This window comes from Thauera propionica (assembly GCF_002245655.1).
Classification (GTDB): domain Bacteria; phylum Pseudomonadota; class Gammaproteobacteria; order Burkholderiales; family Rhodocyclaceae; genus Thauera; species Thauera propionica.
The window spans coordinates 24240-41568 of the sequence record NZ_NOIH01000013.1 but is presented as its reverse complement, the minus strand read 5'-3'; the positions used below and the strand labels follow the sequence as shown (position 1 = coordinate 41568).

Here is a 17329-nt window from a genome sequence, read left to right as displayed (position 1 = left end):
TTGTAGCGGCTGAACGAGGAGGGTGGGCGCCTACAGCGGCAGGCGCACGGACACGCGCAGGCCGCCGAGCGAGGGCGAGGGCGCGTAGTCGACGGTGCCGCCGTACTGCGCGACGATGTCGCCGACGATGACCAGTCCGATGCCGTGGCCCGGACGCTGTTCGTCGCTGCGCAAACCGGCCGTACCGAGGCGCCCGATCATGTCCGGCGGCACGCCCGGGCCGTCGTCGTCGATCGTGCAGACCAGCGCATCGGCAGAGTCTGTCTCGTCGGTTAGGTGCAGCACCACGCGCGAGCGTGCCCACTTGCAGGCGTTGTCGAGCAGGTTGCCGAACAGCTCCAGCATGTCCTCACGGTCGAGCGGGTAGTGGCGGTCGGGCGCCTCGAGGACGATGTCGAGCGCGTGGTCGGCATGCAGCTGGCGCAGGGCCTGGCCCAGGGCCTCGAGTTGTTTGCGGGCGTCGAAGCCCGCGCTGGTCGGCCCACCACCGGCGAGCCGGGCGCGGCGCAGCTCGCGCTCGACGGTGCTTCGCATGGTGTCGACCTGGGCCTGGATGGCGCGCGCCTGGTCGCCCCGCCCCTGCTGGGCGAGTTCGTCGGCGCGGTGCTGCAGCACGGCGAGGGGGGTCTTGAGCGCATGCGACAGGTTGCCGACCGCATGGCGGATGCGGCCGAGGCGTTGCGCGTGATGGCGGGCGAGGCGGTCGACCGCGTCGAGCATGGGCTGCACTTCGCGCGGGGCGGTGCTGTCGAGCGCGGTGGGCTCCCCGCGCTCGATGCGGCGGCATGCGGCAACGGCGTCCTGCAGCGGCGCCAGCCCGCGCAGCAGCAGGCGCCGCTGCAGCACCAGCAACAGGAGCAGCGCGACGGCTAGGCCGATGAGCATGCGCTGGCGGAAGCTGGCGATGGCCGCGTCGAGGCGGGCGACGTCTTCGGTAACGACGACGAGAATGCCGCCCTCGGCCGAGGGAAAGCGCTTTGCGTAGCCGAGCAGGGTCTGCCCCGCCGGGCCGTCCAGGCGGAAGACGGCTTCGCCGCGTGTGTCGGGCAGAGGAACGGTGAGATCCTCGTCCCACAGCGAACGTGAGCGCAGCCAGGCGCCCTCGCCGATGCGGATGAGGAAATAGTGGCCGGACAACGGCAGCTGGTAGACCGTGCCGGCCGCGCCTTGGGCGGCGGCTTCCGGGTCGCTGGCGTCGAGCACCCGCACATAGAGCAGGTCGGCGTCGTGCTGCAGGCGCGACACGACGTAGTCCTCGACGAGGCGGCGGGGGAAATCCTGCAGCGCGATCGCCAGCAGCAGGCCGGCGGCGACCAGTACCGCCGCCATGGCGAACGACAGGTGGTTGCGCAGGGACATCATGCTGTTTCAGCCGGGCAGTTCATGGATGGAAAAGATAGCCCTGGCCGCGCCGGGTCTCGATATGCGTGGCGCCGATGAGGCTGCGCAGGCGGCGCACATAGACCTCGATGACGTTGCTGTCGTGCTCGGCGCCGTAGTCGTAGATGTGTTCGTAGAGCTGCGTCTTCGACAGTACTTCGCCCGGGTGGCGCATCAGGTAGCGCAGTAGCCGGAACTCGGTGGCGGTGAGTGTCTGCTCGCGGGCGTCAGCGCCGATCAGGCACTGGCGCGCCTCGTCCAGCCGCCACGGGCCGGCGCGCAGTTCCACGGCCGGCGTGGCTGCGGTGCGGCGCAGCAGGGCCTGCAGCCGCGCGAGCAACTCCTCGACGTGGAAAGGCTTGCCGAGGTAGTCGTCGGCACCGGCCTGCAGTCCCTCGACGCGCTCGGCCCAGCCGTCGCGCGCGGTCAGGATCAGGACTGGCAGGCGGCTGCCGGCGAGGCGCCAGTCCTTCAACACTTCCAGGCCCGGCTTGCCCGGCAGGCCGAGGTCCAGCACTGCAGCGTCGTAGGGTTCGCTGGCGCCGAGATGGGCGCCGTTGATGCCATCGGTGGCAACATCAACGGCGTAGCCCTCCTGCTCGAGTCGCGCACGCAGGCGTTCGCTCAGTTGGCAGTCATCCTCGACGACCAGCAGGCGCATGGCTCACTTCGCCTTGCGGTTCAGGACTTCGCCGCTGGCGGCGTCGATCTCGAGCTTGTGCACCTTGTCGGTGTCGTCGATGATCTTGACCTCGTAGACGTAGCGACCGTCCTCGCGGTCGAGTTCGACTTCGACGACCTGGCCGGGCTGTGCGGCACGGCTGCGGGTGAGGATGTCCTCCATCGGCAGGATCTTGCCGCTTTCGCGCAACTGGCGGACTTCGCTTGTGCGGGCCCGGTCGTCCGAGGCGTGGGCGACGGCGGGTTGCAGCGTGGTGGCGGCCAGTACGGCGAAGGCAAAACCGGCGATGGTGGCGGTGAGGGCGGGGCGGATGTTCATGCTGGGCTCCTTGACTGTCGTGGGTCCGTTGGGGACGCGTGCAGTATCGCCAACGCTGCCTGAACCGAAGCTGAACGCCGCCACACGGCTGTCAGCCGATACCGGCCTTCTTCTTCAGGCAGCCGACATAGGCCAGGCCGTCGGGCTGGGCGCCGCTACGTTGAGCATTGAACAGCGTTTCGCCCAGGCATTCCAGCGCATCGTGCAGGGCCGCGTGGCGATCGCCGCGGCGTTCGCAGGCGGCGTCGAAGGCGGCGCGGATGCCCGGCGGCTGGTTGATCGACAACTGCTCCTCGATCGCAAGGTGCAGCGACAGGTGCAGGAAGGGGTTGATGGCGCCGTCCTCGGGCGTGAAGTCGCGGTCGATCGCGTCCGGGTCCTCGACGATGGCATGGTATTCGGGGTGCAGGCCGATGATGTCGGCGGCGATCGTCTCCATCGGCGTCAGCACTTCGCGCGCACGATGCTTGCGCCAGGTCTCGATGAAGAAGCTGCGGACCTGGTCGCGGCTGGGGTTGAACATGTCGGCTCCAGGGTGGGGCTCTCCGGGACGGAGGGCGATGGGGTCAGTCGGTCTTGTCGCGGAACAGGCACAGGTCGCGCACGCTGCACTGGCTGCACTTCGGGCTGCGCGCGGTGCACACGTAGCGTCCGTGCAGGATCAGCCAGTGGTGGGCGTCGAGCAGGTAGTCCTTGGGTACGCGGCGCATCAGCGCCTTCTCGACTTCCACCACGTCCTTGCCGGGGGCAAGGCCGGTGCGGTTCGACAGGCGGAAGATATGGGTGTCGACCGCCATCACCGGCTGGCGGAACACGGTATTCAGGACGACGTTGGCCGTCTTGCGGCCGACGCCGGGCAGGGCCTCAAGCGCCTCGCGCTCGGCGGGTACTTCGCCGCCGTGGCGTTCGAGCAGCAGGCGCGATAGCGCCAGGGTGTTCCTGGCCTTGTTGCGGAACAGGCCGATGGTCTTGATGTGTTCGGCGATGCCGTCCTCGCCGAGCGTCACCATGGCCTCGGGCGTCGGTGCGTCGGCGAACAGCTTACGCGTGGCGAGGTTGACGCTACGGTCGGTGGCCTGCGCTGACAGCACCACCGCGACCAGCAGCTGGAAGGGCGAGGCGTATTCGAGCTCGGTCTGCGGGTTCGGGTTGGCGTCGTGCAGGCGGTGGAAGAACTCGCGGATCGCCTCGCGCTTCATCGATGCCATTGGTTCAGCTCGTGGCTGCGGGCTCGGCCGGCGGTGTCTCGGCAGCCGGTGCGGTGGGCGGCCGGCGACGTGCGCGGGCTGCCAGATTGGCGTTGATGGCGTTGAACGCCGCGATCAGGCAGCCAAGCGCGAAGAAGGCGCCCGGCGGCAGAATGGCGATCAGGAAGCCGGGGTAGTCGTCGCCGAAGACGTTCCACGCCGACAGGCCGGGGACAATCATCTCGATGCCCGAGAACAGCGTGCCCGCACCGAGCAACTCGCGAATGCCGCCCAGCAGCGCCAGCACCCACACCAGGCCGATGCCCATCATGATGCCGTCGACGGTGGAGGTGAGCGGGTCGTTCTTGGCCGCGTAGGCCTCGACGCGGGCCAGCACGATGCAGTTGGTGACGATCAGCGGGATGAAGATGCCCAGCACCAGGTACAGATCGTGCAGGAAGGCGTTGAAGGAGAGGTCGACCACCGTGACCAGTGCGGCGATGATCAGGATGAAGACCGGGATGCGGATCTCGTAGGGAATGAAGTTGCGCAGCGCCGATACCGCCAGGTTGGCGAGCGCCATCACCAGGATGGTGGCGAGCCCGAGGCTGACCGCGTTGACCATGCTGGTGCTGATCGCGAGGATGGGGCACAGGCCGAGCAACTGTGCGAGTCCGGCATTCTGCTTCCACAGGCCGTTGTATGAAATGTCGCGGAACTGCTGGGGGGTCATGGTTGCGCTCCGAGCGTGCTGCCGGCAGGGGCGGAGAACAGGGCGTCCTGATGTTCGACCGCCCACGCCGTGGCACGGCCGACGGCGCGCACGACGGCGCGCGCGCTGATGGTGGCGCCGGTGCGGTAGCCGAAGGTGCCACCATCCTTGCGCACCGTCCATTCGGCTGTATTCACGCCCTTCCAGGTGGCGACGGCGAACTGGCCGATCCAGGGCATGTCCTTGCGCCGATCCTTCTTGGGGTCGATGTAGTCGCCCAGGCCGGGGGTCTCCTTGTGCGCGGTGACGCGCACGCCCGACAGCAGACCGTTGGTGTTGATCGCCACCACCATCGCGATGCGGCCGGCGTAGCCGTCGGAGGCAGCGGTCTCGACGATCAGGGCGACGGGCTCGCCGCCCTTGCGCGCGCGCCAGATGCGGCCGCCGTCTTCGAGGCCGATCGCCGGGGTGGGGCCGACGCGCACCATGTCGTCGAGCAGGGCGTTGTCGTAGCTTCCGGGCGGCAGTACCTCGTCGATCAGGCGCATCTGCGCGTCCTGCATCGACGCCTCGATGGCCGGTCGGGTGTAGGTGTAGGTCGAGGCCATCAAGGTGGTGAACACCGCAGTGAACACCAGCATGATGCTGGCCGTGCGCAGCGAGGTGCGCGTGGCGCTGTAACGTGCGCTCATCGCGAATTCCCCTGTCCGCGGTGACCGAACACGCGTGGCTGCGTCTTCATGTCGATCAGCGGCACGCACAGGTTCATCAGCAGCACGCCGAAGGCGATGCCTTCCGGATAGGCGCCGAAGGTCCGGATCAGCCACGCGATCAGCGCAACGCCAGCGGCGAAGATGAGTTTGCCGCGCGGGGTCGTCGCGCCGGAAACCGGGTCGGTGACGATGAAAAAGGCCGCCAGCATGGCGCCGCCGCTGGCGAGGTGGAACAGCGGCGAGGCGAAGCGGCCCGGATCGACCAGCCAGAACAGGCCGGAGATCAGCGCCAGGGCGCCGATGAAGGCGGCCGGCATGTGCCAGGTGATCGTGCGGGTCAGCAGCAACAGGGCGCCGCCGGCGATGTAGCCGAGCGAAATCCACTCCCAGCCGCGCCCGCCGAGGAAGCCGAAGGCCGAGCCCTGCATCACGGCATCCACGCCGCCGGTGCCGCTGCGCAGCCCGGTGCGCAGCGCATCGAGCGCGGTGGCGCCGGTCATGCCGTCGATGTCGCGAGCGCCGCCCAGAATCAGTCCGAGCTGGGTCTCGAAGCTCAGCCCCCCGGCCGGCGGCCACTGCGACATCAGCGCCGGGTAGGCGACGATCATCGAGCAGTAGGCGACCATCGCCGGGTTGAAGGGGTTCTGGCCCAGCCCACCGAACAGGTGCTTGGCGACGACGATGGCGACCAGTACGGCCGTCACCAGCAGCCACCACGGCACGATGGGCGGGAAGCACAGCGCCACCAGCCAGGCGGTGACGACGGCGGACAGGTCGGTGACGGCAATGGCCACCGGGCGCTTGCGCAGGCTCATCACCAGTGCCTCGGCCGCGATCGCTGTCAGCGTGGCGATGGCGAGATTGACGAGGATGCCGGCGCCGACCTTGTAGGCATAGGCCGCGACGCCCGGCATCAGCGCCAGCAGGACCAGGCCCATCACGCGCTGGACGCTGGCCGGTTTGCGGATGTAGGGAGAATGGATCATTGGGTCAGGGACGGGGTGAGCCTTCGGTTTCGGCGGGCGCAGGCGTGTCCGTGGCAACTGCGCCATCTGCCGGCGGCGGGGTGTCGCCGGCCTGCGCTTTGCGCCGTGCCTCGATCTGAGCAATCTCGGCCTGCGTCTCGGGGCTCAGGTTGTCGGTGTTGCGCGGCTGGGATTCGGCCTTCTGCGCCTGCGCGCGTGCCAGCGCGGCGGCGATCAGGGCCTTCTTCGGGTCTTCTGTCTCTGCCGGGGCAGCAGCGGCACCTGCTGCAGGCTCGCCTGCCTCGCTGCTGAGCTTGGCGCGGGTCTCGGCGGCCTTGGCCGCGAGCTTGGCGGCCTTTTCTTCCTTCTCGCGTTCCTGGCGGTAGTTGCGGAACTCGAAGCGCTCGCGTGCCTGGTCGGCGGCCGCCTTGTCACGCTCGCGCGCCCAGATCTCGCTCTTGGCGAAGCGGTAGTAGTCGACGAGCGGAATGTGCGACGGACAGACGTAGGCGCAGCAGCCGCATTCGATGCAGTCGAACAGGTGGTATTCCTGCGCCTTGCCGAAGTTCTTGGAGCGACTGAACCAGTACAGTTCGAAGGGCTGCAGCTCGGCCGGGCAGGCCTTGGCGCACTCGGTGCAGCGGATGCAGGGCTGCTCGGGCGGCGGCGGGGGCAGCAGGGTCGGCGAGGCCGAGATGATGCAGTTGCTGCCCTTGACCACCGGCACGTCGAGCCGCGGCAGGGCGAAGCCCATCATCGGCCCGCCCATCAGGTAGCGATTGGTGTCGGGCCGGGGTTCGGCCAGCGGCAGCAGTTCGTCGATCGGGGTGCCGATCAGCACTTCCCAGTTGCCGGGCCGGGCGACGTTGCCGGTGAGCGTGACGATGCGGCTGACCAGCGGCTCGCCGTGCGCGATGGCGCGATACACCGCATGCGCGGTGCCCACGTTGAAGCACTGCACGCCGTAGTCGGCACCGAGCTTGCCGTAGGGGATCTCGATGCCGGTGAGCACGCGGATGAGCTGCTTCTCGCCGCCGGCGGGATAGAGCGCGGGCACCGGCTGGATGCGCACCGCGTCGCCCGCGCGCTGGGCTGCGGCGCGCATGGCCTCGATCGCCTCGGGCTTGTTGTCCTCGATGCCGATGACGAGCTCGCGCGCGCCGATGAGGCGGTACAGGATGCGGGCGCCGGCCAGGATGCCGTCGGCGCGCTCGCGCATCAGGCGGTCGTCGCAGGTGATCCAGGGCTCGCATTCGGCACCGTTCAGGATCAGGGTGTCGACCCCGCTGCCCTTGCCGAGCTTGACGTGGCTGGGGAAGGTGGCGCCGCCCAGGCCGACGAGACCGCAGTCGCGCAGCCATGCGAGCGTGGCTTCACGGCCCGCGGCCTCGGCGTCGAAAGGGGCGTGCTCGATCCAGCGGTCCTCACCGTCGGGTTGGATTACGACGCAGCGCGTCTCCAAGCCCGACGCGTGGGCCATGGTGTAACGACCGAAATCGATGACCGTGCCCGACGTGGGCGCATGCACCGCAGTGCCGAGGAAGCCTTCCGGTTCACCGATGCGCTGCCCTTTCAGTACCTGCTGCCCGACCTCGACGATGCAGCGCGCCGTGGCGCGGGTGCTCTGGCGCAACGGCACGATCAGACGGGAGGGCAGCGGGGCGCGCTGGATGGGGGCGCCGGCCGATTCGTGCTTGTGCGCGTCGGGCTTGATGCCGCCGTGGAACTTGAACAGGCGCGTGATCATGCGGCTTTCCTGATTTCGACCACCGGGTACTTCCATTTCCAGGTCTGCACGGTGTCGGCGACCGGCACCATGGCGATGCAATCGACCGGGCAGGGTGCGACGCACAACTCGCAGCCGGTGCACAGCGGCTCGACCACCGTGTGCATCTGCTTGGCAGCGCCGACGATGGCGTCGACCGGGCAGGCCTGGATGCAGAGCGTGCAGCCGATGCAGGTCTGCTCGTCGATGACGGCAACCGACTTGGGTTTCTCGACGCCGTGTTCCTCGGACAGTGGCTTGAATTCGCGCCCGAGCAGGTCGGCAAGCTTGCGGATGCCTTCCTCGCCGCCCGGCGGGCACTGATTGATCTCGGCCTCGCCCTTGGCGATGGCCTCGGCGTAGGGCTTGCACCCCGGGTAGCCGCATTGCCCGCATTGCGTCTGCGGCAGGATGGCGTCGATCTTCTCGACCAGCGGGTCGCCCTCCACCCTGAAGCGGATGGCGGCGTAGCCCAGTGCCGCGCCGAGCACGAGGGCGATGCCGGTCATGACGAGGAGGGCGGTCAGCATTGCGTGTGATCTTCTTCGTTCGTGGCGAGAGGGGCGTGGGCGCCTGCCTCAGTGGAAGCGGTCGAGGCCGGCAAAGCCCATGAAGGCCAGGCTCATCAGGCCAGCGGTGATCATGGCGATCGCCGTGCCGCGGAACGGCGCCGGTACGTCGGCGCCTTCAAGGCGCTCGCGGATGCCTGCGAACAGCACGAGCGCGAGCGTGAAACCGACGGACGAGCCGAAGCCGAACAGCAGCGATTCGAGCAGATTGTGCTTCATGCCGACGTTGAGCAGCGGCACGCCCAGCACGGCGCAATTGGTGGTGATCAGCGGCAGGTAGATGCCCAGCACCTGGTGCAGCAGCGGGCTGGTCTTCTGGATGACGAGTTCGGTCATCTGCACGATCGCCGCGATGACGACGATGAAGGACAGCGTGCGCAGGTAGCCCAGGTCGAAGGGCTGCAGCAGGTAGTGGTCGATCAGGTAGCTCGACCCGGCGCCGAGCGTGAGCACGAAGGTGGTCGCCGCACCCATGCCGATCGCGGTCTCGAGCTTCTTCGACACGCCCATGAAAGGGCACAGGCCCAGGATGCGGACGAAGACGACGTTGTTCACCAAAACGGCGCCGATGACGACGAAGATGTAGCTGCTCATGATCCGCCGGGCGGGGAAGAATCCGGGGATTATCGCCCGCGGAGAGGGGGTTCTCAACCCTGATGAGCTTATAGGCTTATGCCGCGGGGCGAATGGGCCAGTCCGGCGGAGGCGGCAGGCTCGCGGTGTGGAAGGACCAATGGCCGCGGCGGCGATCGTCGAAGTAGTGGCGCAGGCTCAGGGCGATGGTGCGGAACGCGATCTCGTCCCACGGAATCTCGTCCTCGCGGAGCAGCGCGACCTCGAGTGACTCCTCGCCGGGGCGAAAGTCGAGATCGAGCAGGCGGGCGCGATAGATCAGGTGCACTTGGCTGATGTGCGGCACGTCGATCAGGGTGTACAGCTCGCCGACCTCGATGCGCGCGCAGGCCTCTTCGGCGGTTTCCCGCGCGGCCGCCTGTGCCGTGGTTTCCTCGTTCTCCATGAAACCGGCGGGCAGCGTCCAGAAGCCGAGGCGTGGTTCGATCGCACGGCGACACAGCAAGATGCGGTCTTCCCACTCGGCCAGCGCACCAACGACCAGCTTGGGATTCTGGTAGTGGATCGTTCCGCACTGCCGGCAAACATGGCGTGGCAGGCTGTCCCCGGCCGGGATGCGGAATTCGACGGCGGCGCCGCAGTTCGAGCAGAAATTCATGGGATGCCACGAGGTTGGGGAGCGCAGGAATTCTACGTGTTTTTCCCCTGTCGCCGGCGGGTCGGCGCCGAGCGTGACGGGATTCGCGGAAAGTCCCGAAAATTGTCGTTTCCCCGCTGACATCCGGCAGCGGAGCGGCTAGAGTCTTGAGCGCCCGCACTCCTGCGGTTTTCCCTGTGGCCATCGCGGTTCGTCCATGCCCCCTCCGATCGACATGAAGCGTTTCGAGCAGCTCAAGGCTGTGGGCGACCTGCCATCGCCGAGGGGGGTCGCGATTGCCATCATCCGCCTGACACAAACCGCCGACGTGTCGATGGCGGAGCTCGCGCGGGTGATCAAGAGCGATCCAGCCTTTGTCGGACGGCTCATCAAGGCCGCCAACGGCCTCGTGGCGGAGAACCGGCGTGCCGTGGTGTCGGTTCAGGAGGCCTTGATGGTGCTGGGCTTGCCCGCAGTCAGGACCATGGCGCTCGGCTTTTCGCTGCTCTCGAATTACCGCAAGGGGGCCTGCGAGGGCTTCGACTACGGGCGTTTCTGGTCGTCATCGCTGCTGATGGCACTGTCGATGCAGGCGCTGGTTCAGCGGGTGCGCGTGGTTCCGGCTGACGAGGCCTTCAGCCTCGGGTTGCTCGCGCGCGTCGGCGAACTCGCGCTCGCTACCCTCTATCCCGCAGACTTCTCTCGTCTGCTGAAGGAAGCGGCGCGCTCGCCGCAGTTGCGTCAGCTCGATCTCGAGCAGACGGCCTTTGCGATGACCCACTGCGAGCTCGGTGCGGCGATGCTGGCCGACTGGGGCGTGCCGTCGCAACTGGTGAACCCGGTGCTGTGTTTCGAGCGTCCCGAACAGGCGGACTTTGCCGAGGGCTCGCGCGAGGCGGGTCTCGTGCAGTGCCTGGTGTTGTCGCGGGCGATCGCCCAGCTTTGCCTCGCGCCGGAGTTGGAGCAGGCGCGATTGATGCCGGCCATGTTGCGGCTATCGGGTCGGCTGGGACTGCCGCGCGGGGATTTCGTCTCGCTGTGCGAACGCATCGCGCGCGAGTGGGGCGACTGGGGCAAGCTGCTGCAGATCGGCACGGCGCGCGCACCGGCCTTCGGCGCCCTGTGTGCAGCGGAAGAGTCTGAATCGAAAGCGGTTGCGAGTCCGGAGAATGGCGCGACGGCGTCGAAGGAGGGTGGCGCGACCGGGCAGGGCGACGAGATGCCGGTGCTCATCGTCGCCGCCGATGCCTCCGAGCGCGCGCGCATGCGGGCATTGCTCGAGGAGTCCGGATTCAGTGTTCACGAGCAGGCGGATTGCACGCAGGCGATCGAGAGCGCCATCGACGTGCAGCCGCGCCTGTTGCTGATCGACTGGTCCGGCGAGAATTGCGGAGCGCCGCTCGTGCGTGCGCTGCGCACCACACGCTTCGGACGCGCGCTGCACATCCTGGTGCTGCTCGATGCGGACGACGACGCATTGCTCGAGGAGGCGGCCGCGGCGGGGGCGGATGACTTCATCCTCAGGCCGATCCGGCCGGCGGCACTTGCGGTCCGTCTGAAGGCCGGGCGTCGCACGGTGATGCTGCAGCGTGAGCTGGAGCGCGAGCGTGAGGAACTGCGTCATTTCGCTGCCGAATTGTCGATCTCGAACCGGCGCCTGCAGGAGGCCGCGATGACGGATGCGCTGACCGGCATTCCGAACCGCCGCTTCGCGATCGACCGCATCCAGATGGAGTGGGCGGCCGCCGCGCGTCACAGCCGCCCGCTGTCGGTGATGATCGTCGATCTGGATGGCTTCAAGGAGATCAACGATGCCCATGGTCACGACGTCGGCGATATTGCCCTGCGTCAGATCTCTTCGACGCTGCGTGGCGCCTTGCGGGCGCAGGACGTCATCTGCCGCACCGGTGGCGACGAGTTCCTGGTGATCTGCCCGGACACCGATCTGTCAGCGGCGCTCGGCTGCGCAGAACGCTTGCGCGACGCAGCGCACGGCATGCTGATCGAGACGGGTGGCCCGCGGGTGAGGCTGACGATCAGCGTCGGCGTCGCCATGCGCGAGCCGTCGATGGCCAGCGCCGATGCTCTGATCAAGCTCGCCGACCGCGGCGCCTTCCTCGCCAAGGAACGGGGCCGCAACTGCGTGATGAGCGCGCAGGTCGTTCAGACCACGGCCTGAGAGCTGGCCGCTTTGTTGCGCCCGGGCAACGTTCGGAGGGTGCCAGATCCGCAAGAGTGTGACTTTGTAACTTGCTGATACTGAGGATTTACTTTAAGTTCGGTGCCGTTCGTCCCTGAAAGGGATTGGAAAAACATGGACCGACCCGACTTTCAGACCGAGATACGCGAGCTGAATCTTGCCTACCTGATGCTGGCGCAACAGATGCTGCGCAGCGATCGGGCCACGGCATTGTTTCGCCTCGGTATCGGTGACGAACTGGCTGACGTGATCGAATCGATGACCGCAGCCAAACTCGTGAGAATGGCCAGCAGCCAGATGCTGGTGCCCTGTTTCCGCTTCGACGATGCCCAGCTTGCGCGCCTGATGGCCGGCGAGGGGCGCGACGCGGCGAGTGCGGGTCTGCATGCCGCGATCCTCGCGGCGGGCAAGGCGGCACAAGGGGCGGCCTGAGGAGCAAGAGATGAAGAACAAGAGTGTGATCGAGGAGGCGGACGACATCCGTCGTGCGGTCGAGATGGTTCAACTCGGCGCGCGCATGCAGATGCTCGAGGTGGAAACCCGTCTCAGCCGCGAAAAGCTGCTGAAGATCTACAAGGAAGTCCGCGGTGTTTCGCCCCCCAAGGGCATGCTGCCGTTCTCGACCGACTGGTTCATGACCTGGCAGCCGAACGTGCATTCGTCGCTGTTCATGGCGCTGCACCGCTTCTACTGCGAGCGTGCGGGCATTGCGGGGCTGGATGCCATCATCAAGGCCTACCACCTGTACCTGGACCACATCGAAAGCAACGTCATGGAGCCGGTGCTGAGCCTGACGCGGGCCTGGACACTGGTGCGCTTCTTCGATGCCGACCTGCTGCAGATGACGCCGTGCAAGACCTGCGGCGGTCACTTCGTGGCGCACGCACACGATCCGGCGCATGACTACGTCTGCGGGTTGTGCAACATGCCTTCGCGTGCGGGCAAGTCGCGCCGCACCACGCAGGCGCGTCCGGCAACGCGTCGCAAGTCGGCCGCGGCGACGGCCTGATTGATCAGCGGAGTCGATCCGGCAACGCTGGGTTCTCCAAGGCAGGCAGGGCCGCCCGATTCGTCGGGCGGCCCTTTTCTTTGCGGAAGTGCATCGCCGATCACGACCGATTCAAGTTTTGCGGGACAGAGACGTTAAAAATCACGAAACTGTCGATACGGTTGCGGTTAGGCTCTGCCGCAGCAAAATTCCACCTGGAGTGACCGGTGTTTCTGATCATTGGCTACGTCATCATTCTTGCCGCCTCGCTGGGGACCTACGCGGTGCACGGCAGTCTGGCCGCCTTGTGGGTTCCGATGGAGTACCTGGCGATCATCGGCCTGATGATTGGCGGCTTCGTCGCGGGCAACGGGCCCAAGGCGATCAAGGCCACGATCGGGGCGCTGCCGTCCGTGTTGAAGGGGTCGCCCTATAACAAGGCGCTCTATGTTGACCTGCTGGCCCTGCTTTACGAGATTCTGGCGAAGGTCCGCAAGGAAGGCCTGATGTCGATCGAGGGCGACATCGAGAACCCCGAATCCAGCCCGATATTCGGCAAGTACCCGAGCGTAACGGCCGACCACCACGCGGTCGAGTTCCTCACCGACTATTTGCGCATGATGGTCGGCGGCAACCTGAATGCGTTCGAGATCGAGAACCTGATGGACATGGAGATCGAGACGCACCACGTCGAAGCGCACCAGGCACCCCACATCGTGTCCAAGGTGGCGGACGCCTTGCCGGCCTTCGGTATCGTCGTGGCGGTGATGGGCGTGGTGAACGTGATGGGCTCGGTCGGCCAGCCGCCGGCTGTACTCGGCAAGATGATCGGCGGCGCGCTCGTCGGCACCTTCCTCGGCATTCTGGTTTCCTACGGCTTCGTTGCGCCGATTGCCAGCCAGCTCGAGCAGAAGGTCGAGGAGAGCGGCAAGATCTACCAGGTGATGAAGGTGGTGCTGCTGGCGAGCATGAATGGCTACGCACCGCAGGTGGCGATCGAGTTCGGGCGCAAGGTGTTGTATTCGACGGATCGTCCGGGCTTCGTCGAGCTCGAAGAAGAAATCAAGAGCCGCAAGGGTTGATGATGCGCAGGCAGTCGAGTGACAGGCTTGAGTGGGAGGCGTCATGAGCGACGACACCCAGCAGCCCATCGTCGTCAAACGCATCAAGAAGGGCGGTGGCGGCGCGCATGGCGGCGCCTGGAAGATTGCCTATGCCGACTTCGTCACGGCGATGATGGCCTTCTTCCTGCTAATGTGGCTATTGGGCTCCACTGCACAGGGCGACCTCGAAGGGATCTCGGATTACTTCCAGAATCCGCTCAAGGTGGCGATGCAGGGGGGCGAGGGAACGGGCGACAGCTCGAGCATCCTGCAGGGCGGGGGTGAAGACCTGACGCGCTCGGTGGGGCAGGTCAAGCGGGGCGATGTGGCGAGTTCTCGCGCCATCAACCTCGATGCCGCGGGTGGCAAGCGCAAGACCGATGCCGAGCTCGCGGCCGAGCAACTGGCCGAGCGCCGGGAGCGCTCAAGGCTGATCGACCTCAAGGGACGGCTCGAGGCGATCATCGAGGCGAACGCATCGCTGCGGCAGTTCAAGAACCAGATCCTGATGGATATCACGACCGAGGGATTGCGAATACAGCTTGTGGATGAGCAGAACCGGCCGATGTTCACTTCGTCGAGTGCCGAGCTGCGGCCCTACACGCGGGATCTGCTGCGCGAGATTGGTCGGGCGCTGAATGATGTCGACAATCGGATCAGTCTCTCTGGTCACACGGATTCTTCGCAGTACGCCGGGGGCGAACGTGGTTTCTCGAACTGGGAACTGTCATCCAACCGGGCCAACGCGTCGCGCCGGGAGTTGGTGGCTGGCGGGCTTGAGGCCGGGAAGATGGTGCGCGTGGTCGGCCTTGCGGACACGATTCCGCTCAATCGGGACGATCCGTTCGACCCGATCAACCGTCGGATCAGCATCATCGTGCTCAACAAGACGACGGAAGAGGCCTTGCGTGGCGCGTCCAGCACGACGGGCGTTGACGTGCGTGGCGGGGATGAAAGCGTGGATATCGGCGACCGCATTCAGGGCGGCCTGACATCCGGAAGCGGTGCCGGTGCCATGGGCGCACAGCCCCTCGGTCGTCCGGCGCCGCTGCGTTGATTTTCGGCTCAAGTCCGCTTCGGGCGGGCCGTTATGTGTGAAACAGGAGGTCGCTTTCGCGACCCGCAATGACCGCCGGAGGCGGGGGAAAAAATGTCCGATCTGCTCAAGAATATCGATGCCCGTACCCGGCTTGCGGGCACCAACAAGCTCGAGATTCTGCTCTTCACGCTCGGCGTGGACCAGCGCACGGGCCGCCGCGAAACCTTCGGCATCAACGTCTTCAAGGTGCGCGAGGTGATGCGTACGCCCAAGATCACGGCTGCGCCCGAGATGCCGGCCTCGGTCGAGGGTATGGTCAGTCTGCGCGGGGTGCTGGTGCCGGTGGTCGACCTGGCGCGCTACGTCGGTATCGGCGTCGAGACGCCGCGCGACATAATGATCGTCACCGAGTACAACGGCCACACCCAGGGCTTCCTGGTCGAGGCGGTCGACACCATCCTGCGCCTGGACTGGTCGCAGATGCGCGTGCCGCCCGAGATGCTGACGGCCAACCTTGGCGGTCTCGTCACCGCGGTGACCGAGCTTGCCGACAAGAAGCTCGTCATGATGCTCGATGTCGAGAAGGTGTTGTCCGAGACGACCAACTACGACGACGACTTCATCTTCAAGGACATCGAACGCCTGCCCGATGCGGATGAACACGTGGTGTTCTTCGCCGACGATTCCTCGGTCGCTCGCCGCCAGATTTCCCAGACGCTCGATGCGATGGGGGTGCGCTACGTCGGCTCGGTGAACGGCCGCCAGGCGTGGGAAGAGCTCAAGAAGGTTGCCGCACATGCCGACGCCACGGGGCGCAAGGTCACCGATCTGGTCAGTCTTGTGCTGACCGACGTCGAGATGCCGGAGATGGACGGCTACATCCTGACCAAGCAGATCAAGTCCGACCGGCGTTTCGCGGGCGTTCCGGTCCTGATGCACTCGTCGCTGTCGGGCATGTCGAACCAGCAGCTCGGGATGTCGGTCGGTGTGGACGAATACGTGCCCAAGTTCGAACCGCAGCGCCTGGCCCAGACCCTGGCCCGGCTGCTGGCCGAGCGCGGCCATAACAGCGATACGAAGTGAGGATGCACCATGTTGAAAGCTGAAAAGGACAACGCCCTGCTCGAGTCGGTCGACAGCCGCACGATGCTTGCCGGCTCGAACTGCATGGAGATCCTGCTGTTCTCGCTCGGTACCACGGAAAACTTCGGCATCAACGTGTTCAAGGTGCGCGAAGTGTGCACGACGCCCTTCATCACGCGCACGCCCAACATGCCGCGTGGCGTGGAAGGCTTGATTTCACTGCGCGGCAACGTGATCCCCGTCCTGTCGTTGTCGAGCATCCTCGGCATATCCGAGCCGGGCATGCCGCTCGGTGGCTCGATGATGGTGACCGAGTACAGCAAGCGCACGCTGGGCTTCCTCGTGCAGGAAGTCGATCGCATCATCCGCGTAGACTGGGACAAGGTGCGCACGCCCGACAACGTGTCGGCCGGCACGCAGAATTACATCACCGCAATCACCGAGTTGCCGGACGGGCGCCTGGTCTCCATCCTCGACGTGGAGACGATCATGGCGAACACCTTCGGTGATGCCGTCGTCGGCAACATCGCGCCGCTGCACAACGGTCACGAAGTCAATGTCTTCTTCGTCGACGACTCGGGCGTTGCCCGGCGCAAGATTACCGAGGTGCTGGACAAGCTCGGCGTGCGCCATAAGCACGCGGTCAACGGCATGGAAGCCTGGACCCGGCTCATCAGCATCGCCGATCACTGCGATCTGGTCGGGCGCGACCTCACCGAGGAGATCGACCTGATCATGGTTGATGCGGAGATGCCGGAGATGGACGGCTACGTGCTTACGCGCAACATCAAGGCCGACCCGCGTTTCGAGAACATTCCGGTCGTCATGCACTCGTCGCTGTCGTCCGAGGCGAACCGCGCGATGGGCAAGCGTGTGGGTGTGGATGCGTACGTGGCAAAATTCGACGCCGACGTACTCGCCGACACCCTGCGGCCGATGCTCGAAAGGGCGCAACGGGCCGCCTGAGCGGTGCGTACCGCCCAATCTGGAGAACACAATGTCCGACCCCAAACTGAAATTCCTCGTTGTCGATGACTTCTCAACCATGCGGCGCATCGTTCGCAACCTGCTCAAGGAGCTGGGTTTCACGAACGTGGATGAAGCCGAGGACGGCGCGATTGCGCTGCAGAAGCTCAACAGCGGGCAGTTCGATTTCGTCGTCACCGACTGGAACATGCCGAACATGGACGGCCTGACCCTGTTGCAGACGATCCGCAGCTCGCCGCAGTTGAAGCACCTGCCGGTACTGATGATCACCGCCGAGGCGAAGAAGGAGAACATCATCGCTGCGGCACAGGCGGGCGCGAGCGGCTACGTGGTCAAGCCTTTCACGGCGGCCACGTTGTCGGAAAAACTGCAGAAGATCTTCGAGAAGATGGGGCGCCCCGCCTGAGCGGCGGCGAGTCCATAGCTGG

At 66.2% G+C, this 17329-nt stretch carries 20 protein-coding genes; 8 read left to right on the top strand and 12 right to left on the bottom strand.

Translation table 11 applies throughout. The features are described 5' to 3' along the window. Window positions 1–30: 30 nt before the first annotated feature. From CGK74_RS11675 to CGK74_RS11620, 12 genes are all read right to left on the bottom strand, one after another. Complete coding sequence (locus CGK74_RS11675) at window positions 31–1362, bottom strand: sensor histidine kinase (RefSeq protein WP_165770076.1); 1332 nt, start codon at window positions 1360–1362, stop codon at window positions 31–33. Between the two features lie 19 nt (window positions 1363–1381). Beyond that, window positions 1382–2041: a response regulator transcription factor gene (locus CGK74_RS11670; RefSeq protein ID WP_094268652.1), complete on the bottom strand. Its 660-nt coding sequence runs from the start codon at window positions 2039–2041 to the stop codon at window positions 1382–1384. 3 nt (window positions 2042–2044) lie between these two features. Further along, window positions 2045–2380, bottom strand: a complete 336-nt coding sequence (locus CGK74_RS11665; protein WP_048704908.1) for a PepSY domain-containing protein — start codon at window positions 2378–2380, stop codon at window positions 2045–2047. 91 nt (window positions 2381–2471) lie between these two features. Further along, a complete protein-coding gene (locus CGK74_RS11660; protein ID WP_094268651.1) occupies window positions 2472–2903 on the bottom strand; it encodes a DUF1841 family protein in 432 nt (143 codons plus the stop codon). Window positions 2904–2946: 43 nt separating this feature from the next. Then, window positions 2947–3579, bottom strand: coding sequence for an endonuclease III (gene nth, locus CGK74_RS11655; protein ID WP_094268650.1), 633 nt, complete (start codon window positions 3577–3579; stop codon window positions 2947–2949). Between the two features lie 13 nt (window positions 3580–3592). Continuing rightward, complete coding sequence (gene rsxE, locus CGK74_RS11650; protein WP_094268649.1) at window positions 3593–4300, bottom strand: electron transport complex subunit RsxE; 708 nt, start codon at window positions 4298–4300, stop codon at window positions 3593–3595. Next, complete coding sequence (locus CGK74_RS11645) at window positions 4297–4971, bottom strand: RnfABCDGE type electron transport complex subunit G (protein WP_094268648.1); 675 nt, start codon at window positions 4969–4971, stop codon at window positions 4297–4299. Before CGK74_RS11645 ends, rsxE begins: the two co-directional genes overlap by 4 nt. Further along, the gene (locus CGK74_RS11640) at window positions 4968–5978 is read right to left on the bottom strand and encodes an RnfABCDGE type electron transport complex subunit D (RefSeq protein WP_094268647.1); all 1011 of its coding nucleotides are present in this window, start codon (window positions 5976–5978) and stop codon (window positions 4968–4970) included. Before CGK74_RS11640 ends, CGK74_RS11645 begins: the two co-directional genes overlap by 4 nt. Window positions 5979–5982: 4 nt before the next feature. After that, the gene (gene rsxC, locus CGK74_RS11635) at window positions 5983–7704 is read right to left on the bottom strand and encodes an electron transport complex subunit RsxC (protein ID WP_094268646.1); all 1722 of its coding nucleotides are present in this window, start codon (window positions 7702–7704) and stop codon (window positions 5983–5985) included. Then, window positions 7701–8252 carry an electron transport complex subunit RsxB gene (rsxB, locus tag CGK74_RS11630; protein ID WP_094268645.1) on the bottom strand — a complete coding sequence of 184 codons (552 nt, stop codon included), beginning with the start codon at window positions 8250–8252 and terminating at the stop codon, window positions 7701–7703. The genes rsxC and rsxB overlap by 4 nt, the downstream gene beginning before the upstream one ends. Before the next feature lie 48 nt (window positions 8253–8300). Next, window positions 8301–8885, bottom strand: a complete 585-nt coding sequence (gene rsxA / locus CGK74_RS11625) for an electron transport complex subunit RsxA (protein WP_094268644.1) — start codon at window positions 8883–8885, stop codon at window positions 8301–8303. A 76-nt stretch (window positions 8886–8961) separates the two neighbouring features. Further along, on the bottom strand, window positions 8962–9522 hold the full coding sequence (locus CGK74_RS11620) for an NUDIX hydrolase (RefSeq protein ID WP_094268643.1): 561 nt from the start codon (window positions 9520–9522) through the stop codon (window positions 8962–8964). A 196-nt stretch (window positions 9523–9718) separates the two neighbouring features. Between CGK74_RS11620 and CGK74_RS11615 the strand changes: the two genes are divergently transcribed. From CGK74_RS11615 to cheY, 8 genes are all read left to right on the top strand, one after another. Then, complete coding sequence (locus CGK74_RS11615; protein ID WP_094268642.1) at window positions 9719–11680, top strand: GGDEF domain-containing response regulator; 1962 nt, start codon at window positions 9719–9721, stop codon at window positions 11678–11680. Window positions 11681–11815: 135 nt separating this feature from the next. After that, window positions 11816–12133 carry a flagellar transcriptional regulator FlhD gene (gene flhD, locus CGK74_RS11610; protein ID WP_094268641.1) on the top strand — a complete coding sequence of 106 codons (318 nt, stop codon included), beginning with the start codon at window positions 11816–11818 and terminating at the stop codon, window positions 12131–12133. A 10-nt stretch (window positions 12134–12143) separates the two neighbouring features. Next, the gene (gene flhC, locus CGK74_RS11605; RefSeq protein ID WP_094268640.1) at window positions 12144–12710 is read left to right on the top strand and encodes a flagellar transcriptional regulator FlhC; all 567 of its coding nucleotides are present in this window, start codon (window positions 12144–12146) and stop codon (window positions 12708–12710) included. A gap of 206 nt (window positions 12711–12916) precedes the next feature. Then, window positions 12917–13771: a flagellar motor stator protein MotA gene (gene motA, locus CGK74_RS11600; protein WP_094268639.1), complete on the top strand. Its 855-nt coding sequence runs from the start codon at window positions 12917–12919 to the stop codon at window positions 13769–13771. Window positions 13772–13814: 43 nt separating this feature from the next. Beyond that, the gene (motB, locus tag CGK74_RS11595; RefSeq protein WP_094268638.1) at window positions 13815–14849 is read left to right on the top strand and encodes a flagellar motor protein MotB; all 1035 of its coding nucleotides are present in this window, start codon (window positions 13815–13817) and stop codon (window positions 14847–14849) included. Window positions 14850–14942: 93 nt separating this feature from the next. Next, entirely contained in the window at window positions 14943–15914 is a 972-nt protein-coding gene (locus CGK74_RS11590; RefSeq protein ID WP_094268637.1) for a chemotaxis protein, read from the top strand. A gap of 9 nt (window positions 15915–15923) precedes the next feature. Then, complete coding sequence (locus tag CGK74_RS11585) at window positions 15924–16880, top strand: chemotaxis protein (RefSeq protein ID WP_094268636.1); 957 nt, start codon at window positions 15924–15926, stop codon at window positions 16878–16880. 31 nt (window positions 16881–16911) lie between these two features. Then, entirely contained in the window at window positions 16912–17307 is a 396-nt protein-coding gene (gene cheY / locus CGK74_RS11580) for a chemotaxis response regulator CheY (protein ID WP_094268635.1), read from the top strand. Window positions 17308–17329: the final 22 nt, after the last annotated feature.

Excerpts from the sequence above, each read along its gene's own strand:
- CGK74_RS11675 (WP_165770076.1), bottom strand. The coding sequence starts at position 1,362 with ATGATGTCCCTGCGCAACCACCTGTCGTTCGCCATGGCGGCGGTACTG.
- CGK74_RS11670 (WP_094268652.1), bottom strand. The coding sequence starts at position 2,041 with ATGCGCCTGCTGGTCGTCGAGGATGACTGCCAACTGAGCGAACGCCTG.
- CGK74_RS11665 (WP_048704908.1), bottom strand. The coding sequence starts at position 2,380 with ATGAACATCCGCCCCGCCCTCACCGCCACCATCGCCGGTTTTGCCTTC.
- CGK74_RS11660 (WP_094268651.1), bottom strand. The coding sequence starts at position 2,903 with ATGTTCAACCCCAGCCGCGACCAGGTCCGCAGCTTCTTCATCGAGACC.
- nth (WP_094268650.1), bottom strand. The coding sequence starts at position 3,579 with ATGAAGCGCGAGGCGATCCGCGAGTTCTTCCACCGCCTGCACGACGCC.
- rsxE (WP_094268649.1), bottom strand. The coding sequence starts at position 4,300 with ATGACCCCCCAGCAGTTCCGCGACATTTCATACAACGGCCTGTGGAAG.
- CGK74_RS11645 (WP_094268648.1), bottom strand. The coding sequence starts at position 4,971 with ATGAGCGCACGTTACAGCGCCACGCGCACCTCGCTGCGCACGGCCAGC.
- CGK74_RS11640 (WP_094268647.1), bottom strand. The coding sequence starts at position 5,978 with ATGATCCATTCTCCCTACATCCGCAAACCGGCCAGCGTCCAGCGCGTG.
- rsxC (WP_094268646.1), bottom strand. The coding sequence starts at position 7,704 with ATGATCACGCGCCTGTTCAAGTTCCACGGCGGCATCAAGCCCGACGCG.
- rsxB (WP_094268645.1), bottom strand. The coding sequence starts at position 8,252 with ATGCTGACCGCCCTCCTCGTCATGACCGGCATCGCCCTCGTGCTCGGC.
- rsxA (WP_094268644.1), bottom strand. The coding sequence starts at position 8,885 with ATGAGCAGCTACATCTTCGTCGTCATCGGCGCCGTTTTGGTGAACAAC.
- CGK74_RS11620 (WP_094268643.1), bottom strand. The coding sequence starts at position 9,522 with ATGAATTTCTGCTCGAACTGCGGCGCCGCCGTCGAATTCCGCATCCCG.
- CGK74_RS11615 (WP_094268642.1), top strand. The coding sequence starts at position 9,719 with ATGCCCCCTCCGATCGACATGAAGCGTTTCGAGCAGCTCAAGGCTGTG.
- flhD (WP_094268641.1), top strand. The coding sequence starts at position 11,816 with ATGGACCGACCCGACTTTCAGACCGAGATACGCGAGCTGAATCTTGCC.
- flhC (WP_094268640.1), top strand. The coding sequence starts at position 12,144 with ATGAAGAACAAGAGTGTGATCGAGGAGGCGGACGACATCCGTCGTGCG.
- motB (WP_094268638.1), top strand. The coding sequence starts at position 13,815 with ATGAGCGACGACACCCAGCAGCCCATCGTCGTCAAACGCATCAAGAAG.
- CGK74_RS11590 (WP_094268637.1), top strand. The coding sequence starts at position 14,943 with ATGTCCGATCTGCTCAAGAATATCGATGCCCGTACCCGGCTTGCGGGC.
- CGK74_RS11585 (WP_094268636.1), top strand. The coding sequence starts at position 15,924 with ATGTTGAAAGCTGAAAAGGACAACGCCCTGCTCGAGTCGGTCGACAGC.
- cheY (WP_094268635.1), top strand. The coding sequence starts at position 16,912 with ATGTCCGACCCCAAACTGAAATTCCTCGTTGTCGATGACTTCTCAACC.